Source organism: Paenibacillus sp. LPE1-1-1.1, assembly GCF_040676435.1.
Taxonomy (GTDB): Bacteria; Bacillota; Bacilli; order Paenibacillales; family Paenibacillaceae; genus Pristimantibacillus.
The window spans coordinates 183,842-203,056 of record NZ_JBEGHY010000001.1; the positions used below are offsets into that span (position 1 = coordinate 183,842).

Here is a 19,215-nt window from a genome sequence, read left to right on the forward strand (position 1 = left end):
GCATCTAATTATTTTTGCGAAGCTAGAATGGCCTCGTAAGTATTGTCTTCATATGGAAAAGCAAATTTGTTTTGTACTGATACAAAGGCATTATGCTCTTTTGAAGATACCTATGCATCTGTTACGCCAGATGCCGCTCTGACGTTTAGTTCATTTCCAAATATTTGCCGCACCCAATCACTTGAAATCATTATACATGAAGAAAAAGCTGGAATACAAGTGAAACACGATAAAGCTATTATCCAATATGCTTCCCAAAAAAATAAAACCGATGCTGGACGCACCGGCTGCAACAAACGAAATCGTTTATTTATACCAATAAATTGCGTAGGAATGCGGCTTCCGCTTCGTTAACAGTAACCAGCGGCAGTCTTACGCCGCCTACTGAAAAACCTTTTAAGCCCAATGCATATTTTACTGCAACGGGGTTCGGTACAGGATGCGGGCAATAAAACAGACCTTTGAAAATAGGATGTAAACGACCATTAATACGGGCAGCTTCCTGCACGTTGCCGCCTAGATATGCATCGATCAGCTCTTTCATCTGTGCGCCGACTATATGGCTGGCCACACTGATAATGCCGTAACCGCCGACAGCTAATGCTGGCAATGTCGCGCCATCATCACCGCTATATAGTTTGAAGCCATCCGGAGCACCGCTTATGATTTGGGTTAACTGATCCGTATTGGCACAATCTTTAGTAGCAACGATATTGCCGATTTGCGCTAAGCGCAGTGTCGTTTCTGCGGATAAGTTCACGCCCGTACGGCCTTCTACATTATACAAGATGATAGGCAGAGCCGTAGCTTCCGCAATCGCTTTAAAATGCTGATAAAGTCCTTCTTGGCTAGGACGGTTGTAATAAGGAGCGACAAGCAAAATACCGTCTACCCCGGCTTCTTCCGCATCTTTGGTCAGATGGATGGAATGGGCCGTATTGTTGCTTCCCGTTCCGGCAATTATTTTGCACCGGCCATTTGCATGTTTGACGGCAAATCGGAACAATTCAAGTTTCTCTTCATCCGACAGCGTCGGCGATTCGCCTGTCGTGCCTGAAACGACAAGACTATCGCTTTGCTGCTCTTCAATTAAATAATCAATTAATCGGCCGGTCGTTTCCCAATCAATATGACCGTCCGCATCGAATGGGGTAACCATTGCGGTAATTAATCTTCCAAATTCCATCATAATTCCTCCCAGAAAGTGTTGCTCTATCGATGAAGCTCGAACTTCGCGTGGAGAGAACGAAGAGCCTCAGCCATATCCGCTTCACGTACGAGCACCCAAATCGTTGTATTAGAATCAGCAGACTGCATGATCGATATGCCTTGTTCCGTCAGCGCTTCCACGATACGCGCCATTACGCCGATCTCACCGTTCATGCCTCCGCCAATTACGGAAACCTTGGCACAGCCATTAATTGCCGATGGCTTAAAACCAGCCTCCTGCAATACTTCAACTGCCCGTTTCGCATCATTGTCAAATACCGTATAAATAGCGCCGCTAGGCGTTACATTAATAAAATCGACACTTATATGATGTTTTGCCATCGATTGAAAAACCTGCAGCTGCACATCGTTGCGGCCTTCGATCGCTTTAACTGATATCTGAGTAATACCGGAAACATGTGCTATTCCCGTGACATGCCTATCCTTTACCGAGAGCTCTGCTTTCAGCTCCGCGGAATCGGTTACCAATGTGCCTGTTTCACTTGAAAAAGTAGAACGGACTCGCAAAGGTATGCGTGCCTGCTGAGCAATCTCAACGGCGCGAGGATGAATAACCTTTGCTCCCTGCCTAGCCATATTGCATATTTCCAAATAACTGACGACAGGCAGCGGCTTGGCTTCCTCGACAATGCGAGGGTCCGCCGTTAGTATACCATTTACGTCCGTATAAATATCGACCATTTCCGCGCGCAGCGCAGCACCGAGTGCTGTAGCTGATGTATCGCTTCCGCCGCGCCCGAGCGTAGTGGTATCGCCATTTACTGAGCTTCCCTGAAAGCCGGTTACAATGACGACCGTACCAGCGCGTAAGTGGGTAAGCACCTTGTCTGGGCGAATTTCTTTGATTCGGGCATGCCCGTATTGTTCGTCAGTAATCATGCCCGCCTGTCCGCCGGTTAAGACAACGGAAGAAATACCGTTCGCAATGAGTAAGCTGCATAAAGCGGCTGCGGAAATGATTTCTCCGCAGCCTAGCAGCATATCTCGCTCACGAGCTGGCAGACTGTCGCCGTTGTTCTTAATGACCTGCAGCAACGTATCTGTTGCGTAAGGATCGCCCTTACGCCCCATAGCAGATACCACAACGACAACAGCAAAGCCATTACTGCGTTCTCTGGCAATGTGATGGATAACATGTTCCCTGGCATGATCAGTAGATAGAGAGGTGCCCCCGAATTTTTGAATCAGGATGCGCATATTATTATCCTCCGTGATCGATCCCGGGAAGAAGCAATGGCTACCCTTTCCTTAATACATTAACCTTTTGCGATATGTTCGGCGATTTGTACGGCATTCCATGCGGCGCCTTTGAGCAGGTTATCGGATACGATCCACATATTAAGTCCGCGGTCAGACCCTAGATCGCGTCTCAAGCGGCCAACGAAAACATCCGGCTTGCCGGCAGCGTCGGTCGCGAGCGGGTATTGCTGGTTAGCAGGATCATCTACGAGCGTAATCCCCGGTGCATCTGCTAGCAGCTGCCTAACCTCTTCCAAATCGTAGTCGTTTTTGAGCTCAACATATAGCGATTCCGAGTGACCGTATACGACAGGAATGCGCACGCAAGTGGCAGTAACCTGGATAGACTCGTCACCCATGATTTTTTTCGTTTCGCGTACCATTTTCATTTCTTCGAGCGTGTATCCGTTATCTTGGAACTTATCGATTTGAGGAATGGCATTAAAAGCAATTTGATGCTTTATTGGTAACGCGCCTACCGGCAAAATAGCCGGGTTTACCTCTTCGCCATGAAGTGCCGCTTGGGTTTGACGCAGCATTTCATCGATTGCGCGGCTGCCGGCACCGGAGACCGCTTGATAGGTAGATACGATAATCCGAGCAATGCCGTAACGGTCTTGAAGCGGTTTAAGTGCTGCGACCATTTGGATTGTCGAACAATTCGGGTTAGCGATTATGCCCTTATGCTCGCTAACCTTATCGATATTCACTTCAGGAACTACAAGCGGGGTGTTCTCGTCCATACGGTACGCATTTGTATTGTCAATACATACTGCGCCGTGCTCGACCGCATGCGGAGCAAGAGCCTTTGTTACGTCGCCGCCCGCACTGAACAAAGCAATTTCAATTCCCTTAAAGCTATTCGGCGTGGCTTCTTCAACCGTAAGCTCCTGGTCTTTAAATGAAATTTTAGTGCCTGCCGAACGAGCAGACGATAATAGCTTAAGCTCTTTAATAGGGAAGTTTCTGGATTCAAGTAATTTCAGTATTTGTTCCCCTACTGCGCCTGTTGCGCCCACTACCGCAACATTAAACGATTTCTGATTCGACATTTGCTGTCGTCTCCCCTCTTTCCCTGTGTCCTTAATGCCGTTCGACAAGCAGAGGCTGCAGCTGTTTGCCTTGTAGGGCTGCTTCGCATGCTTCCAAGACCAAATCCATTCTGGCAACTAGCGAGTTAGGCTTCTGCACTGGGTTATCTTGGCCGAACGGAACAAAATAAATATGTTTAGCCACTAGTAGCTTCGCTATATTAGCGGCATTTAAACCAAGTCCGTCATTAGTGGAAATCGCTAGCACTAAAGGTCGGCCGTTGCGCATTTGCGCTTTGGCAGCCATAAGCACCGCACTATCCGTTATTGCATTTGCTAATCTGCTTGTTGTGTTGCCTGTGCAAGGTGCAATGACAAGAACGTCAAGCAGCTTAGAAGGCCCTAGCGGCTCCGCCTGCACGATTGTTGATATAAGATCATTCCCAGTAATCGCTTTAAGCTGTGATTGCCAATCCTCGGACTTTCCGAATCTCGTGTCCGTTGTCATAATTGTATTCGAAACGATCGGCACGACATTCGCACCCGCATCGACGAACCGTTTAATTTCAGGCATAACCTCAGCAAATGTACAATGTGAGCCCGACAAAGCATAACCCACCGTGATACCAGACCAATTCATATCCCATTCCCCCGCTTAATCGTATCGTCCAAAATCAACTGTGATAAGCAATCCGCCATGATACGTCCAGCTGTTTTCGGTGCGACGATACCGGGAAGTCCGGGTGCGAGCAGCGCCTTGATTCCGCGCTTCTCCGCGAAGCGGAAATCTGTTCCGCCAGGCTTCGATGCGAGGTCAATTATAACGGCCCGCGAAGGTAAATTTGCGATAATTTGTGCTGTGACTATCATAGTCGGAATTGTATTAAAAAGCAAGTCAATATTGCTTACATGCTGCAATAAATTGCTGATGTAGAAAGGCTCAAACCCCATTTCTGAAGCTCTCGCAAATTGCTCGGAACGGCGTACGCCAACCTTAACTTTGGACCCTAAACCTTTCAAAGTCCGGGCCATCGTGAAGCCGGTCCTGCCGAAGCCTAGCACCATGGAAGAGGAGCCGTGAATCGTGATATCCGTATTCTGGATCGCCATCATCAATGCGCCTTCCGCTGTAGGTATGGAGTTGTATATCGCTACATCATCACGGTCAAACAGTTCGACTAACGATAGGGTATACTGCTCGCACAGCTGGCGCAAATAAGGCTTTGCCATACCTGTATAAACCGTGCAATGCTTTGGCAACTTTGAAAAATGACTGTCCGTCACTTGCATCTGGCGGTCACTAAAAACAGCGTGAATAATACCTTGATCATCGGTGCCTACAGCTGGCAGAAGCAGCGCGTCGACCGATTCGAACAATTGCTCCTCGAACTCCGCTTGCACGGCTCCGTCAAGCGATGAATGCAACCCATCAAAGCCTGACACGGTAACCGAAGCATCAAGCTCTGTCAACTTGCGTATAACCTCAAGCTGCCTTGCGTCACCGCCCAGCAAAAGCACTTGGACGCCTGTTAGCATTAAGCTTCACTCCTTTCTTGCTAATAGCTTTAGACCATCTTATGCTTGCGCCCAGAGCGGGGTGAAAAATAAAAAAAAGATCAGGCCAATGACCCGATCTTTTTGAGCTTATTTCATATGATGGTTACCGGTTATACACCTGTATGGCCGAAGCCGCCCGTGCCCCGCACCGTTTCCGGCAATTCCGCTGCTTCTGTTATCGTAACTGCAGGCACTTGCTGGAACACCATTTGAGCGATTCGCTCTCCCCGCGTGATCGTAAATGGCTGCTGTCCTAAATTAATAAGAAGGACCTTTACCTCTCCGCGGTAATCCGCATCGATGGTTCCAGGTGAATTCAAGCATGTAATTCCATGCTTATAAGCAAGTCCGCTCCGCGGTCTAATTTGCGCTTCAAGCTCTCCAGGCATAGCCATGGCAAAGCCTGTAGGAATAAGCTGCCGTTCGCCCGGCTGCAGGATTACAGCCTCTGCGACGGCTGCTTGCAAATCAAAGCCTGCCGCCCATTCAGACATTTTTTTGGGTACCGCTATATCTTCATTCCCTTCAAGTCTCTTAAACTGTACTTGGTACAAATTGATTCCTCCCCAGCTGTGCTGCCGCTTTATCGTTAGAGCCAACCATGGCAACCGAGAAAGGCACGGACAACATACGTTTTGTTACCTCGATAACATCTGCCATATCCACCGAGTCGATTCGCTTTAAGAGCTCGTCGAGGGTGTAATGCTGACCTAACATAAGTTCATTTTTTCCTAAACGGTTCATTCTGCTGCTCGTGCTCTCTAAACTTAAAATCAAGCTGCCCTTCAGCTGTTCCTTGCCTCGGTGCAATTCATCTTCTCCCAAACCTTTGACAGATAGCTCGTTCAACTGTTCCATCGTCAAATCCAGCACCTCTTTGGTTTGCTTCGGAGCCGTCCCGGCATAGAGTGTGAATAAGCCGGTATCCGCATAGGATGTATGGTAAGAATAGACAGAATAAGCGAGGCCGCGTTTCTCCCTAATTTCTTGGAAGAGCCTGGAGCTCATCCCTCCTCCCAAAGCATTGTTGAGAAGAATCATCGCATACAAATGAGAATCCGTTATGGAGCAGCCGGGGAATGAGATACACAAATGATTTTGTTCTGTTTTTTTCTTGTAGAACAAGTAATCGCCATGGAATGTTGGAGCCGTAACGATCGTAGACGCCGGCTTGCTATTTTTGAAGCTGCCAAAGTGCTTCTCCATCAATGCAAGCAAATTCTGCTCTTCCACGTTGCCTGCTACGCTAATGACTACATTTTCAATCGTATACGTATCATTCATATATCCTCGGAGCGTCTCGGAAGTCATCGCGGTTAAACGTTCCTCAAGCCCCAAGATCGAATACGCCAGCGGGTGATCGCCAAAAGCAGCACGCGAAGCTTCGTCATGCACCTTGTCATCGGGTGTATCCTCGTACATCGAAATCTCTTCGAGAATCACATTTTTTTCCTTGGCCAGTTCCTCTGGATCCAACTGGGAATTAAAAAACATATCCGAAAGCGCATCGACTGCAAGCGGCAAATGCTCATCCAGCACTTTGGCAAAATAACACGTATACTCTTTAGAAGTAAAAGCATTGACGTTCCCGCCAATGCCGTCAAATAAATCAGCAATATCCTTTGACGTACGGTTTTCTGTACCTTTAAACAACATATGCTCAATAAAATGGGAGATCCCGTTGTTTTCAGGCGTCTCATTCCGGGAGCCCGTTTTGACCCAAATGCCAAAGGAAACTGATCTTACAGTCGGTATGTATTCGACGACAACGCGCAATCCGTTACTAAGTGTGTACTTGTTCATCATTAGTCCTCCTTATGTTTTGTCCGGCAAATGGATCTTACGGTTTTTTCGCTTCAATTCGCCTTACAAAACTAACTTCTTATGCATGTATCTTTAAACATGAATGTTTTTACTATAGCAGAATCAGTGTGCTGCCTCAACAGCAGCCTCAAGCCGCTTAGAAGAAAGCGTCTCGCTTACCGTGCCGATCGCATATCCCTTCTCTTTTGCTGTGGCGATAATGCCAGCAAGCGCATCTCGTGTAGAGGATGTGGGATGCATTAAAATTAGGGCGCCCGGCTCAATCTTCTGTGCTATTTTCCGAATGATGGTGTCCGCCGGCGGTTTTTGCCAATCGATCGTATCTATTGTCCAAAGGACCGTCTTTAACCCCATCTCCTCGGCGATTTGAACGGTTGCTTGATTAAATGCGCCTGACGGAGGAGCGAACCATTTGTTATTCACGTTAAGGGTGGATCTCAGCAGCGCTTCTGTTTTTGCGATTTGGCTGTGCTGCGCCTGTCTGTTTAATGCGCTCATATCAGGATGCGTATAAGCATGATTGGACATTTCATGTCCTTCGGCCTGTATGCGTTTTGCGAGCTCCGCATTTTTGTTGAGCCAGCTGCCGTCAAGGAAAAAAGTCGCCTTCACCTTATCCTTTTTAAGCGTGTTTAAGATCGAATCGATGTATTCATTGCCCCAGGCTACGTTAATCATCAGTGAGATCATTTTTTTATTCGGATTACCGCGATAAATCGGATGCGGTCCTAAGTCATTTAGCTTTATTTCCGGTTCCACCTCTTTATAAATGTATGGAATCGAATCTGCAGGAGGAGCCAGCAATGCGGCTTCCAATGTTTTCTCCACATCAACTTCCAAGCCATTATATCCGGGGATGGCCCTCCAGACACGATCTATCCTCGCGTTAACAGGCGGGATATTGCGTTTCTCTGCTTCAGCGTTGATAAGCGAAAGCAATCTTTCACGCTCTGACTGTGAATACGAAACTTGCGCAGAAGCCTCTTTTACTTCTTTATATTTCAATGAAGCAAGAAAATGTGATACGTCATCATTCATGCTTACGAACGCAAGCACCATAAGCATGCTTGCTGCAACTATGGCCGCTTTTCTCACCATCATCATTTCCACTCCCATAATCGTCCTGTATGCCTACTAAGCTTGACCTTATTCCAGCATGTTAATTCATGTGTATGAAATGTTGGACGAGATTATGCAAATGGATAAGCATGCCGCGTGGGAGTATGAAGAGGACAAAGCAAAAAAAGAGCCAGATCGAATCTGTCTCTTTTCTTCTCATAAAGCTATGTCGTATCTCGAAAATGCTTATTGCGTTTGTTGCGTGGAAACCTCAGGCGTCATTAGTACTTTAGCAGACAAATTGATTCGGCCTTGTTGATCAATTTCAGTAACTTTAACCTTGATTTGATCTCCGATGTTCACGACATCTTCCGTCTTGGCAACACGTTCAGTCGAAAGCTGCGAAATATGGACAAGTCCATCTTTATTCGGCAGAATCTCAACGAAAGCACCGAATTTCTCCACGCGTTTAACCGTACCAACGTAAATTTCACCAACAACGACTTCTTTGACAATGCCTTCGATAATCGATTTAGCCTTCTGGTTCATCTCTTCATTAGAAGAAGCAATGAATACCATTCCATCCTGCTCAATATCGATTTTAACGCCCGTTTCTTCAATAATTTTATTGATGATTTTTCCGCCTGCGCCAATAACATCACGGATTTTGTCCGGATTAATGCGAAGCGTCAAAATCTTAGGCGCATATTTGGATAAGCTTGTCCGAGTAGTCGGAAGGCTTTCAAGCATTTTGCCAAGTATGAAAATACGTCCTTGACGGGCTTGTTCAAGTGATTGCTCCAAAATCTCACGGTTAATACCGGCAATTTTGATATCCATTTGAATAGCCGTTACGCCTTCAGCCGTACCCGCAACCTTGAAGTCCATATCGCCAAGATGGTCTTCCATACCTTGGATATCCGAAAGAATTGCGAAATGCTCGCCGTCTTTGATAAGACCCATTGCGATCCCTGCTACCGGAGCTTTGATCGGTACGCCAGCATCCATCATCGCCAGCGTGCTTGCGCAAATACTTGCTTGTGAAGACGAACCGTTCGATTCCAATACTTCGGAAACTAAACGAATCGTGTAAGGGAACTCGGCTTCAGAAGGAATAACTTTCGAAAGCGCGCGTTCTCCAAGCGCACCATGACCAATTTCGCGGCGACCCGGCGGACGAAGCGGACGAGCCTCACCCACGCTAAATGGCGGGAAATTATAATGATGCATAAACCGTTTTGTTTCTTCAGGTGAAATGCCGTCTAAGATTTGAACGTCGCCCATTGCTCCGAGCGTACAAATGCTAAGCGCCTGTGTTTGTCCGCGTGTAAACAATCCCGTTCCGTGCGTACGCGGCAAAATGGCAACATCGCAGTCAATTGGACGGATTTCATCAAGTGAACGGCCATCAGGACGAACCTTATCATGAGAAATAAGGCGACGCACTTCTTCCTTCACGATGTCGTAAAGAACTTCCTTAACATCGGACAAAAGCTCAGGCGTTTCGATATATTGCTCTTCAAAATGCGCAACTGCCGCGCTGTTAACCGCATCAATCGCATCTTGGCGTGCATGCTTTTCTTCAACTTTAATGGCTTCAACAAGACCAGCCGAAGCATAAGCACGTACATCTGCATTCACTTGAGCATTTACGGTATGTAGCTTAACTTCCATTTTCGGCTTGCCGGCAACGGCCTGCAGTTCTTCAATCTTCGCAACGATTTTTTTGATTTCATCGTGACCGAACATAATAGCTTCAAGCATTACTGCTTCAGAAACTTCGTTCGCCTCGGCTTCCACCATCATGATTGCATCTTTGGTACCTGCAACTACAACAAAAATATCCGTTTCTTGGCTTTGCTCCACAGTTGGGTTAATAACGAATTGACCATTCACGCGACCAACGTTAACGCCGCCGATCGGCCCGTCAAATGGCACATCAGAAATGGACAATGCAGCAGATGTACCGATCATTGCAGCGATTTCTGGAGAACAATCCTGATCCACGCTCATTACAATGTTCATAACCTGTACATCGTTCCGGAAACCTTCCGGGAACAACGGACGAATAGGCCGATCCGTAAGTCGGCTGGACAAAATCGCCTTCTCGCTTGGACGGCCTTCACGTTTGATAAATCCGCCAGGAATTTTACCGACAGCATACAAACGCTCTTCATAGTTAACGGTCAGCGGAAAGAAATCCAAATCTTTCGGACCTGCAGATGCCGTAACCGTACACAATACGACAGTATCGCCATATTGCACGGTTACTGCAGCATTCGCTTGCTTAGCAAGACGGCCAGTTTCGATGGATAGCGGTCTTCCGCCTACTTCCATCTCGATTCGTTGTACCATTATATCCCTCCTATAGGTATGTATTTTAGTATATTTCACTGCAAGGGCACTTTTTCCCAGGGTTTCCCTATTACAAAAAGCAACCCGAATCCACTCATCCGTTATTCCCGGACGGCTGGACAACCAGGTTGCTTTTCATTACGCATGTTTTAGCGGCGTAGGCCGAGTTTTTCGATCAATGCGCTGTAACGTCTAACATCATTGTTTTTAAGGTATGCAAGCAGCTTACGGCGCTGACCTACCATCTTGAGCAAACCACGACGGGAATGATGATCTTTCTTGTGCTCCCGCAAATGTTGAGTCAAGTTAACGATGTTTTCAGTCAGGATAGCCACTTGAACCTCCGGAGAACCGGTATCAGTTGCATGTGTCTTATGCGTCTCAATCAGTTCGTTTTTACGTACTTGTGTAATTGCCATCCTAATTCACCTCCTTCTTGATAATCGCCATTAGCCACGAAGCCGTCGGTGAGAACGGACATCCAAGCTAAGGTTAAGTTAGTGTTCGTGCATGCAAGATGCATGACTACTCACAACGTTGTATAGTATAACACATATGATGGACAAATGTCGAGAAGCATATCTTTGGACTCTCGAACAACCTGCTAATCAACCATCCGAATGGAAACTTAGTTGTAGCCGAGTATTTCCTTCGCCTGTCTTGAATCAGAGCCGATTTGCTCGATGAGCTCCGTAATAGAGTCGAACTTCTTCTCTGAACGGATAAACGAAAGAAATTGCAAACGCAATTGCTCACCATAGATATCGGAGTCAAAATCAAACAAGTGAGCCTCCATTACCGGCTGCAGCTCCTGTTTGTTAAACGTTGGCTTCAAGCCGAAATTCATGACTCCGGGATATGCTTTGTCTCCGATCCAAGCTGTTATCGCGTAAACACCTAATCTTGGCGTGATATAGGGACCGTTTATTTGAAGGTTAGCTGTCGGAAAACCGATTGTCCGGCCTCTTTTATCTCCATGTACGACGCTTCCCGTCACTTCGTACGGACGTCCGAGCAGACGCTCTGCCAATTTGATGTCGCCTTGTTCAAGCGCTTCCCGAATATAAGTACTGCTGACTTTAATGCCATTCTCGAACAGAGGCTCTATGACATGAACGGAAATGTCAGGATGGCCTAACTGCTTTAGCGCATCCGAGTTGCCTAAGCCTTTATGGCCAAAATTAAAGTCAAAGCCGACAACTACGTTTTTAGCTCGAAGCGTGCGCAGTACCTCATCGACAAAACGCTCAGGCGATACCGAAGCAAACTCGGGATCAAATCTCATAATAAACACAAGATCGACACCGAGCTCTGCGAATAGTGCCGTCTTAACGTCCAGAGGCGTGAGACAACGATAGTATTGCTCTCCTTGTCCCAGCACTTCCTTCGGATGCGGATCAAAAGTCAAAACCGCCGATAGCATATCGGAGCCTTTTGCCTCATTAACGGCACGGCGAATGACGTTTTGGTGACCGCGATGGACACCATCGAAATGACCGATTGCTATGGAAAGCGGTTTGTCCAGCGATAACGTGGACAAACCGTTTAAAGGAAAACTTAATGGAATAATTTCCAACGCTGAAACACCTGCATTTCCTCTTAACTTTCTATATCAAAAAGCTATGCCGAAAAGACTTTAACCGGCTTGAGAACGGCAGCTCTCAAGTCTATCTGAAAAATACCCAAAAATGAGCTATGTTCATTATAAAGACGTACTAGCTGCTCATCAAGGATTAAGGACTTATCTAGATCTGAATGAGCAAGATTAACCTTCTGCCCCATTAAAGCAAGCTTACCGATAGATTCAGGTACGATTGCACGGTTCAGATGGGTAATCGCTTCATCGGCGGCAATGAGATGACTGCTTAATTCACCCGTTTGCTGCAGCTTCTCGATTTCCTCGAGTGTCAAGCAGCTCTCCTTCGTTATGCCTCCCGACATGGTTCTTGTCAGTTTAGCCATTGCTGCAGGGACTCCAAGCGTTTTACCGATGTCCACACATAACGTTCGGATATATGTACCTTTTGAGCATACGACGGAAAATGTAATTTTCGGCTGTTCGAGTTCTAGCTGCATGTCCAACAGTTCAATTTGATGAATCGTTACTTTACGCGATTTTCGCTCGACCGTTTTACCTTCTCTTGCAAGTTCATATAACCGTTTGCCGTCAATCTTGACTGCGGAATACATTGGAGGAACTTGTTCAATCTCCCCTGTAAAACGAGCCAAAGCACGTCGAACCTCGTCCTCCGAGACCGTTATTACATCTTGGCGTTCAATCACGGTTCCGGTTAGATCTTCCGTATCCGTGGCTATGCCTAGCTGTAATACCGCTTCATACGACTTAGGTCTCTCTTGCACATATTCAACAACTCTCGTTGCTCGCCCGAGACATAGAGGAAGTACGCCAGTCACCATAGGATCAAGCGTTCCTGCATGTCCAATCCGCTTCATTTTTAACAATCGGCGAACTTTAGCAACCACATCGTGAGAAGTCCAGCCTTCAGGCTTCCAAACTGCCAAAATGCCGTCCATCGATTAAACCAACGCCTTTCTAACTGCTTCCACTAACTCAGGTATCGAATTCGTTAAAGGACCATCAAGCTTACAGCCCGCTGCTCGTACATGACCGCCGCCGCCGAATGCTTGCGCAATTGCAGCAACGTTTGCTTTGCCTGCGGAGCGCAAGCTTGCTTTAACTGCGCCGTCCTCAGTTTCTTTAAACAAAATGCCGACTTCAACCCCGTCAACATTAAGTGCATAATTCACGATGCCTTCGAGATCTTCAGGCACGGCACCCGTATTGCGCAAATCATCCTTGCCAATATGGACCCACCCAATTTCCAGGTTATCCGTGAAGGTTAGGCGGTTCAACGCAATTTGGAGAAGCTTAAGCTTTGCCATGGTCATTTTCTCAAGCAGATGATCGGCCAGCTCATTTCCTGATACTCCTAGCGCAAGCAGCTGCGAAGCAATTTGCATGACGCGAGGACTTGTGTTGGAATAACGGAAACCGCCAGTATCGGTTAACAAACCGGTATAAATGGCCGTTGCGCATGGCAAATCGCATGAAATGCCTGCTCGCTCTATTAAGTCAAACAAGATCTCAACGGTTGCTGCCGCTTCTGCCCGAATGACGTTCACAGTACCAAACCCGTTATTCGTTGGATGATGATCGATATTAAGCAGCTTTGCATCGGGTGCAAAACTGCTTGATACCTCTCCAATTCGTTTAAAATCCGCGCAGTCAATCGATATTACCGCATCGAATTTTCGTTCGGGTACTGCATTCTTATAGCTGATAATCGAATCGAATTGATCCAAAAAATTAAGTCTAGTCGGCAGCTCGCTTTCATTGATCAGTACAAAGGTTTTACCCAGCTTCTGAAGCAGCCAGCCTACGACGACAGTAGAGCTTATAGCGTCACCGTCAGGCTGCACATGGGATACGACCAAAAACTCATCGTATGACCGCATGAATGCCAAAGCATCATCCAACTGCTTCAAATAGCTGCTCTGTTCCATCATCGAGCCGAGTTCCCGTTATTAATGTTTTCAAGCAAAGCCTCGATTCGGCTTCCATACTCAATGCTGCTGTCGAACTTGAACAGCAATACCGGAGTGTGACGCAGTCGCATACGCTTGCCAAGCTCCGTGCGGATAAATCCGGTTCCGCTGGCGAGTGCTTTTAGCGTAGCTTCCTTCTGTTCTTCGCTGCCCAGTACGCTTAGAAATACTTTAGCTTGCGAAAGATCACTCGACGTTTCGACACCTGTAACAGTGATAAAACCGATTCTCGGATCTTTAAGCTCTGTCTGTATAATTTGGCTCAGCTCTTTTTTAATTTGCTCGCCGACCCGTCCTACCCGGATTTTTGCCATACTATACTCACCTCTCTACTGTCTCCATGACAAACGCTTCGATCGTATCGCCTTCGCGAACATCGTTGTAACGATCAAGCGTTATACCGCACTCGTAGCCTTGTGCAACCTCTTTGGCATCATCTTTGAAACGCTTAAGGGAATCAATTTTACCCGTGAAGACCACGATGCCGCCACGAATCAGGCGCGCTTCTGCAGAACGGGTAATTTTACCGGAAGTAATCATACAACCCGCAATTGCTCCGACTTTCGTAACTTTAAATACGTTACGAACCTCTGCGTGACCGATAACAACTTCTTTGTAGATCGGATCAAGCATACCTTTCATGGCTTGCTCGATTTCATCGATTACATTGTAAATGACGCGGTGCATACGCACATCGACTTTTTCTTGTGCAATCGTTGCTTCCGCTTGCGGATCAGGTCTAACGTTAAATCCGATGACGATTGCGTTAGAAGCTGATGCCAAAATGATATCCGATTCCGTAATCGCGCCAACACCGCTGTGGATGATTTTTACGCGTACGCCTTCGATGTCAATTTTGGCAAGCGAGCCTTTCAGAGCTTCGGAAGAGCCTTGAACGTCTGATTTAATAATAACGTTCAGGTCTTTAATTTCACCATCTTTGATATGGTTATACAGATCATCAAGCGTTACGCGTGTATTGGCACCCATATCCGATTGACGCTGTTTAATGGAACGGCGGTCAGCAATGTCACGGGCTTTACGCTCATCTTCAAACACCATGAACGGATCTCCGGCTTGCGGAACTTCGGTTAAGCCTGTAATTTCTACAGGAGTCGAAGGACCGACTTCTTTTAAGCGACGGCCTTTATCATTAACCATAGCTCTGATACGTCCGAAGCAGTTACCCGCGACAAAAGCATCACCGATTTTCAAAGTACCGTGCTGCACGAGAATACGGGCAACCGGGCCTTTACCTTTATCAAGCTCAGCTTCGATAACCGTTGCGCGTGCGCGTTTGTTCGGATTGGCTTTGTAATCATTAACTTCTGCAACCAGCAAAATCATTTCAAGAAGTCCTTCAAGACCAATTCTTTGTTTAGCGGAAACCTCGACGAAAATAGTATCGCCGCCCCACTCTTCCGGAACGAGTTCATATTCAGTCATTTCTTGTTTGATTTTCTCCGTGTTAGCTTCCGGTTTATCGATTTTGTTGACCGCTACGATAATCGGAACGCCGGCTGCTTTAGCATGGTTGATCGCTTCAACGGTTTGAGGCATGATGCCGTCATCGGCTGCAACGACGATAATTGTAATATCCGTAACCTGTGCACCGCGGGCACGCATAAGCGTAAACGCTTCGTGACCAGGCGTATCAAGGAATGTGATTTTTTTATGGTTGATTTCGACTTGGTATGCACCGATATGCTGCGTGATTCCGCCAGCTTCTCCGCCGGTTACGTTTGTTTTGCGGATCGCATCGAGCAAGGTTGTTTTACCATGGTCAACGTGACCCATGATGGTAACAACAGGAGGACGAGAAACCAGATCCTCATCTTCGTCCGTCTCTTCAACCGTTTCGAAGGAATCTTCCTCAACAGGAATCTTTACTTCAACCTCAACGCCATAATCGGTTGCGATCAAATGAATCGCATCCATGTCGATTTCTTGGTTGATTGTAGCCATTACGCCAAGGAAAATCAGTTTTTTGATAACTTCTGATGCATCCTTATGAAGTAATTTTGCCAATTCGCCAACCGTCATAGTACCGCGAACGATAATTTTCTTAGGCGTATTGTCAATTTTCTCGCGTGGAGGCTGTTGTTGGAACTTGCCGCCACGACCTTTTTGGCCGCCCCGGTTGTTGTTGTTGCCTCTGAAACCGCCTGGTTTGCCGTCTTCAAATCTTTTTTGTCCAGGTCTTGCATTTCTGTTGTCGTTGCCGCGTGCTTGGCCTTGCGCCGGTTTGGAATCAAAACGGCTTTGACCCGATGGAGCAGGACGGCTTGTTGCGTCTTGACGCGGAGCGCTAGGACGGCTTGCCGTGTTTCCTTGCCCGCCTTGCGATGGACGGTTTTGCCCAGATGAAGCTGGACGATTCCCTTGTCCGCCTTGGCCTTGTCCTGGACGGCTGGAACCGCCGCCAGATTGTGCCGGACGGCTGCCTTGTCCGCCTTGTCCTTGGCTTGGACGGCTGGAATTACTGTTTCCTTGCGATGGACGGTTGTTGCTGGATGATTGCGCTGGACGATTGGTTTGCTGTCCTGCTGGTCGCTGTTCGGACTGCTGTTGGTTGTTTTGTGGTTTCGTATTAATAGAATTCATAGGCCCCTGTCTGTCTTGATTAGTATTTTTTGTTTCTTGTACTAGCTGCGGCTTCCGTTCCTGCTGCTGCGGCTGCTGCGATTGCGGCTTGTTAGCGGCAGGCTGTGCGGAGGAAACAGACACGCTTGTCGTTTCCTGTGCCCGTTTAACGGCTGCGTTTTGTTTAATATTGCGAAAAAAACCTTCGACCTTGTTTACCATCTCATTTTCCATAACACTCATATGGTTATTCACCGGCAAATCAAGTCGTTTTAGTATCGTAATAATTTCTTTGCTGCTCATATTAAGTGACTTGGCATACTCGTAAACGCGCAGCTTATCTTTATTGTCCTTGCTGTCTTGTTTATTGTCCAATATGATCCACCTCCGTATTATGGCTCAGATGACTCGCAATCATTTTTCCGAACTGCATATCGGTTACCGCAAGCACAACCCGTTCCGGCTTACCTATCGCCTTTCCTAGTTGCTCACGGTCGAATGCTTCGGCGAGTTGTATTCCGTAGGTGTTGCATTTGTCACGAAATTTTTTCTTAGTATTTTCGGAAGCATCTCCAGCTATTATAACGAGATGCGCCTGTTTATTTCTTACAGCTTTGAGTACGATTTCATCGCCAGTTATCAGCTTTCCCGCACGCATAGCCATGCCAAGCTGTGATAAGCTTTTATTCTGCTTCATCGCTTATCAGCTCCTTATTCGCGATAAACTGCTCCTCTACCGCTACAAAATCCTGTTCGAGCTGATCGTAAATATGCTCGCCAACATGCTGCTTCAGCGCACGATCTAACGCTTTGGATTTTTTCGCTAGTTTAAAGCAGCTCACTTTTCCGCACAAATACGCACCGCGGCCTGCTTTTTTGCCTGTCAGGTCAATCTGCACCTCTTCGGCCGGTGTCCGCACAATCCGAATGAGTTCCTTCTTCGGCTTCATGTCCTGACAAGCGACGCATTTGCGAAGCGGTACTTTTCTCGGTCTCATTGTACACCCCTCCTCTGCCAGTTGAATTGACGCTTTTAACGATTAATCGATGGAGACCGAATCCTGATGCATAACCGTAGTCAAGGATTTCGGACGGCCATACTCCTGCTCCGCCTGCGTTTCGCTTTTTATATCAATTTTCCAGCCGGTAAGCTTGGCAGCAAGCCTTGCATTCTGGCCTTTAATACCGATAGCTAGCGATAACTGGTAGTCAGGCACGATAACGCGAGCCATTTTCTCCTGTTCGAATACAATAACCTCAAGCACCTTTGAAGGGCTGAGTGCATTCGCAACATATTCGTCCACGCTTTCAGACCAACGAACGATATCGATTTTCTCGCCTTTAAGCTCGTTTACGATCGTCTGAACGCGCAGTCCTTTTTGACCGACGCAAGAACCCACCGGATCAACCTCGGTGTTACGGGAATGTACCGCAATTTTAGAACGGAAACCAGCTTCGCGGGCTACCGAACGAATTTCAACGACGCCGTCATAAATTTCGGGCACTTCAAGCTCGAATAGACGCTTAAGCAAACCAGGGTGCGTACGGGATAAAATGATTTGAGGACCCTTAGTCGTGTTTTCCACTTTTGTGATGTATGACTTTACACGGTCGCCGTGCTTGAACTTATCCGTAGGCATAAGTTCCGTCAATGGCAATACAGCCTCGACTTTCCCAAGATCCACAAATAGGTTGCGAACATCCTGTCGCTGCACGATACCGTTGACGATATCTTCCTCTTTATCGATAAAAGCGTTATAGATCAGTCCGCGCTCAGCCTCACGAATGCGCTGCGTAACCACTTGCTTCGCCGTTTGAGCGGCTATGCGACCAAAATCGCGAGGTGTAACTTCGATATCAGCGATGTCGTCGAGTTGATAATGCGGGTTGATTTCACGGGATGCCTCAACCGTAATTTCAAGACGAGGGTCAAGCACCTCGTCAACAACCGTTTTGCGGGCATATACTTTTATGACGCCAGTGTGGCGGTTGATATCAACGCGCACGTTCTGAGCCGTATTAAAATTTCTTTTGTAGCTAGAGATCAGCGCCGCTTCAATGGCTTCGAGGAGTACGTCCTTCGTAATCCCTTTGTCTCTTTCTATTTCCTGTAGTGCTTCAATAAAATCCATGCTCATTGGACTGGATTTCCCCCTTTCAATATAAAAAGCGAATATTTAGAATACGATAGCCAGTCTTGCTCCGGCTACCTTATCGTAAGGAATCGTATACTCCTTCTTGCCCGTACGCACAACGGCACTTTCCCCGTCAAATGAAAGCAGCAGCCCCTCAAATTCTTTAGCGCCGCTGATCGGTTCATATGTCGTTATGTAAACGTGTTTACCGATAGCTTTACGTACGTCTTCTTCTTTCCTAAGCGGTCTTTCAGCTCCAGGTGAAGAAACCTCAAGGAAATATGCGTCGGTAACGGGATCGTTTTTATCCAATTGCTCGCTCATGAATTCGCTGATGCGACCGCAATCATCAATATCGATTCCGCCCTCTTTATCCACGAATATGCGAAGGAAATAGTTGCTGCCTTCTTTGACATACTCAATATCAACCAGTTCAAATCCATTGCTGCTGAGGTATGGCAGAACCATTTCCTGTACAGCGGCTTTGATTTTGGATGTACTCAAATTCAGTTGACCTCCTGTTTATACGCACTATGCCATTTTGCCGTTTACAAAACGTAAAGAGTGGGTTTCCCCACTCTTCTGCATCAAAGTCTTTATCATCATCATTGCCAGAAAAATTATAACATAACCGC

The 19,215-nt window shown here is 46.9% G+C and carries 19 protein-coding genes; all 19 read right to left on the bottom strand.

What is annotated here, in order from left to right; genetic code table 11:
* Positions 1-310: 310 nt before the first annotated feature.
* Positions 311-1,186, bottom strand: a complete 876-nt coding sequence (dapA, locus tag MRBLPE1_RS00895; protein WP_364140351.1) for a 4-hydroxy-tetrahydrodipicolinate synthase — start codon at positions 1,184-1,186, stop codon at positions 311-313.
* A gap of 26 nt (positions 1,187-1,212) precedes the next feature.
* Complete coding sequence (gene dapG / locus MRBLPE1_RS00900) at positions 1,213-2,427, bottom strand: aspartate kinase (RefSeq protein ID WP_364140354.1); 1,215 nt, start codon at positions 2,425-2,427, stop codon at positions 1,213-1,215.
* Positions 2,428-2,486: 59 nt separating this feature from the next.
* Positions 2,487-3,521 (bottom strand): aspartate-semialdehyde dehydrogenase, encoded by a 1,035-nt coding sequence (locus tag MRBLPE1_RS00905; RefSeq protein WP_364140357.1) that lies wholly within the window; start codon positions 3,519-3,521, stop codon positions 2,487-2,489.
* Between the two features lie 31 nt (positions 3,522-3,552).
* Entirely contained in the window at positions 3,553-4,140 is a 588-nt protein-coding gene (locus MRBLPE1_RS00910; RefSeq protein WP_364140360.1) for a dipicolinate synthase subunit B, read from the bottom strand.
* Complete coding sequence (dpsA, locus tag MRBLPE1_RS00915) at positions 4,137-5,036, bottom strand: dipicolinate synthase subunit DpsA (RefSeq protein WP_364140363.1); 900 nt, start codon at positions 5,034-5,036, stop codon at positions 4,137-4,139. The genes MRBLPE1_RS00910 and dpsA overlap by 4 nt, the downstream gene beginning before the upstream one ends.
* 131 nt (positions 5,037-5,167) lie before the next feature.
* The gene (dut, locus tag MRBLPE1_RS00920) at positions 5,168-5,611 is read right to left on the bottom strand and encodes a dUTP diphosphatase (RefSeq protein ID WP_364140366.1); all 444 of its coding nucleotides are present in this window, start codon (positions 5,609-5,611) and stop codon (positions 5,168-5,170) included.
* Positions 5,592-6,860 (bottom strand): M16 family metallopeptidase, encoded by a 1,269-nt coding sequence (locus tag MRBLPE1_RS00925; RefSeq protein WP_364140368.1) that lies wholly within the window; start codon positions 6,858-6,860, stop codon positions 5,592-5,594. Before MRBLPE1_RS00925 ends, dut begins: the two co-directional genes overlap by 20 nt.
* 123 nt (positions 6,861-6,983) lie before the next feature.
* Positions 6,984-7,982: a polysaccharide deacetylase family protein gene (locus MRBLPE1_RS00930; protein ID WP_364140371.1), complete on the bottom strand. Its 999-nt coding sequence runs from the start codon at positions 7,980-7,982 to the stop codon at positions 6,984-6,986.
* Between the two features lie 204 nt (positions 7,983-8,186).
* On the bottom strand, positions 8,187-10,295 hold the full coding sequence (pnp, locus tag MRBLPE1_RS00935; RefSeq protein WP_364140374.1) for a polyribonucleotide nucleotidyltransferase: 2,109 nt from the start codon (positions 10,293-10,295) through the stop codon (positions 8,187-8,189).
* A 149-nt stretch (positions 10,296-10,444) separates the two neighbouring features.
* Positions 10,445-10,714: a 30S ribosomal protein S15 gene (rpsO, locus tag MRBLPE1_RS00940; protein WP_053375765.1), complete on the bottom strand. Its 270-nt coding sequence runs from the start codon at positions 10,712-10,714 to the stop codon at positions 10,445-10,447.
* Positions 10,715-10,923: 209 nt separating this feature from the next.
* On the bottom strand, positions 10,924-11,871 hold the full coding sequence (locus MRBLPE1_RS00945; protein WP_364140378.1) for a bifunctional riboflavin kinase/FAD synthetase: 948 nt from the start codon (positions 11,869-11,871) through the stop codon (positions 10,924-10,926).
* A 44-nt stretch (positions 11,872-11,915) separates the two neighbouring features.
* Positions 11,916-12,830 (bottom strand): tRNA pseudouridine(55) synthase TruB, encoded by a 915-nt coding sequence (gene truB, locus MRBLPE1_RS00950; RefSeq protein ID WP_364140381.1) that lies wholly within the window; start codon positions 12,828-12,830, stop codon positions 11,916-11,918.
* Positions 12,831-12,833: 3 nt separating this feature from the next.
* On the bottom strand, positions 12,834-13,823 hold the full coding sequence (locus MRBLPE1_RS00955) for a DHH family phosphoesterase (protein ID WP_364140383.1): 990 nt from the start codon (positions 13,821-13,823) through the stop codon (positions 12,834-12,836).
* On the bottom strand, positions 13,820-14,176 hold the full coding sequence (gene rbfA, locus MRBLPE1_RS00960; protein ID WP_364140386.1) for a 30S ribosome-binding factor RbfA: 357 nt from the start codon (positions 14,174-14,176) through the stop codon (positions 13,820-13,822). Before rbfA ends, MRBLPE1_RS00955 begins: the two co-directional genes overlap by 4 nt.
* A gap of 7 nt (positions 14,177-14,183) precedes the next feature.
* Positions 14,184-16,748, bottom strand: a complete 2,565-nt coding sequence (gene infB / locus MRBLPE1_RS00965; protein WP_414698840.1) for a translation initiation factor IF-2 — start codon at positions 16,746-16,748, stop codon at positions 14,184-14,186.
* A gap of 61 nt (positions 16,749-16,809) precedes the next feature.
* Positions 16,810-17,142: a L7Ae/L30e/S12e/Gadd45 family ribosomal protein gene (locus MRBLPE1_RS00970; protein ID WP_364140391.1), complete on the bottom strand. Its 333-nt coding sequence runs from the start codon at positions 17,140-17,142 to the stop codon at positions 16,810-16,812.
* A complete protein-coding gene (rnpM, locus tag MRBLPE1_RS00975; RefSeq protein WP_364140393.1) occupies positions 17,129-17,443 on the bottom strand; it encodes an RNase P modulator RnpM in 315 nt (104 codons plus the stop codon). The genes MRBLPE1_RS00970 and rnpM overlap by 14 nt, the downstream gene beginning before the upstream one ends.
* A 42-nt stretch (positions 17,444-17,485) precedes the next feature.
* Positions 17,486-18,583, bottom strand: coding sequence for a transcription termination factor NusA (nusA, locus tag MRBLPE1_RS00980; protein ID WP_141500740.1), 1,098 nt, complete (start codon positions 18,581-18,583; stop codon positions 17,486-17,488).
* Positions 18,584-18,622: 39 nt separating this feature from the next.
* Entirely contained in the window at positions 18,623-19,084 is a 462-nt protein-coding gene (gene rimP / locus MRBLPE1_RS00985; protein WP_364140395.1) for a ribosome maturation factor RimP, read from the bottom strand.
* Between the last annotated feature and the right edge of the window lie 131 nt (positions 19,085-19,215).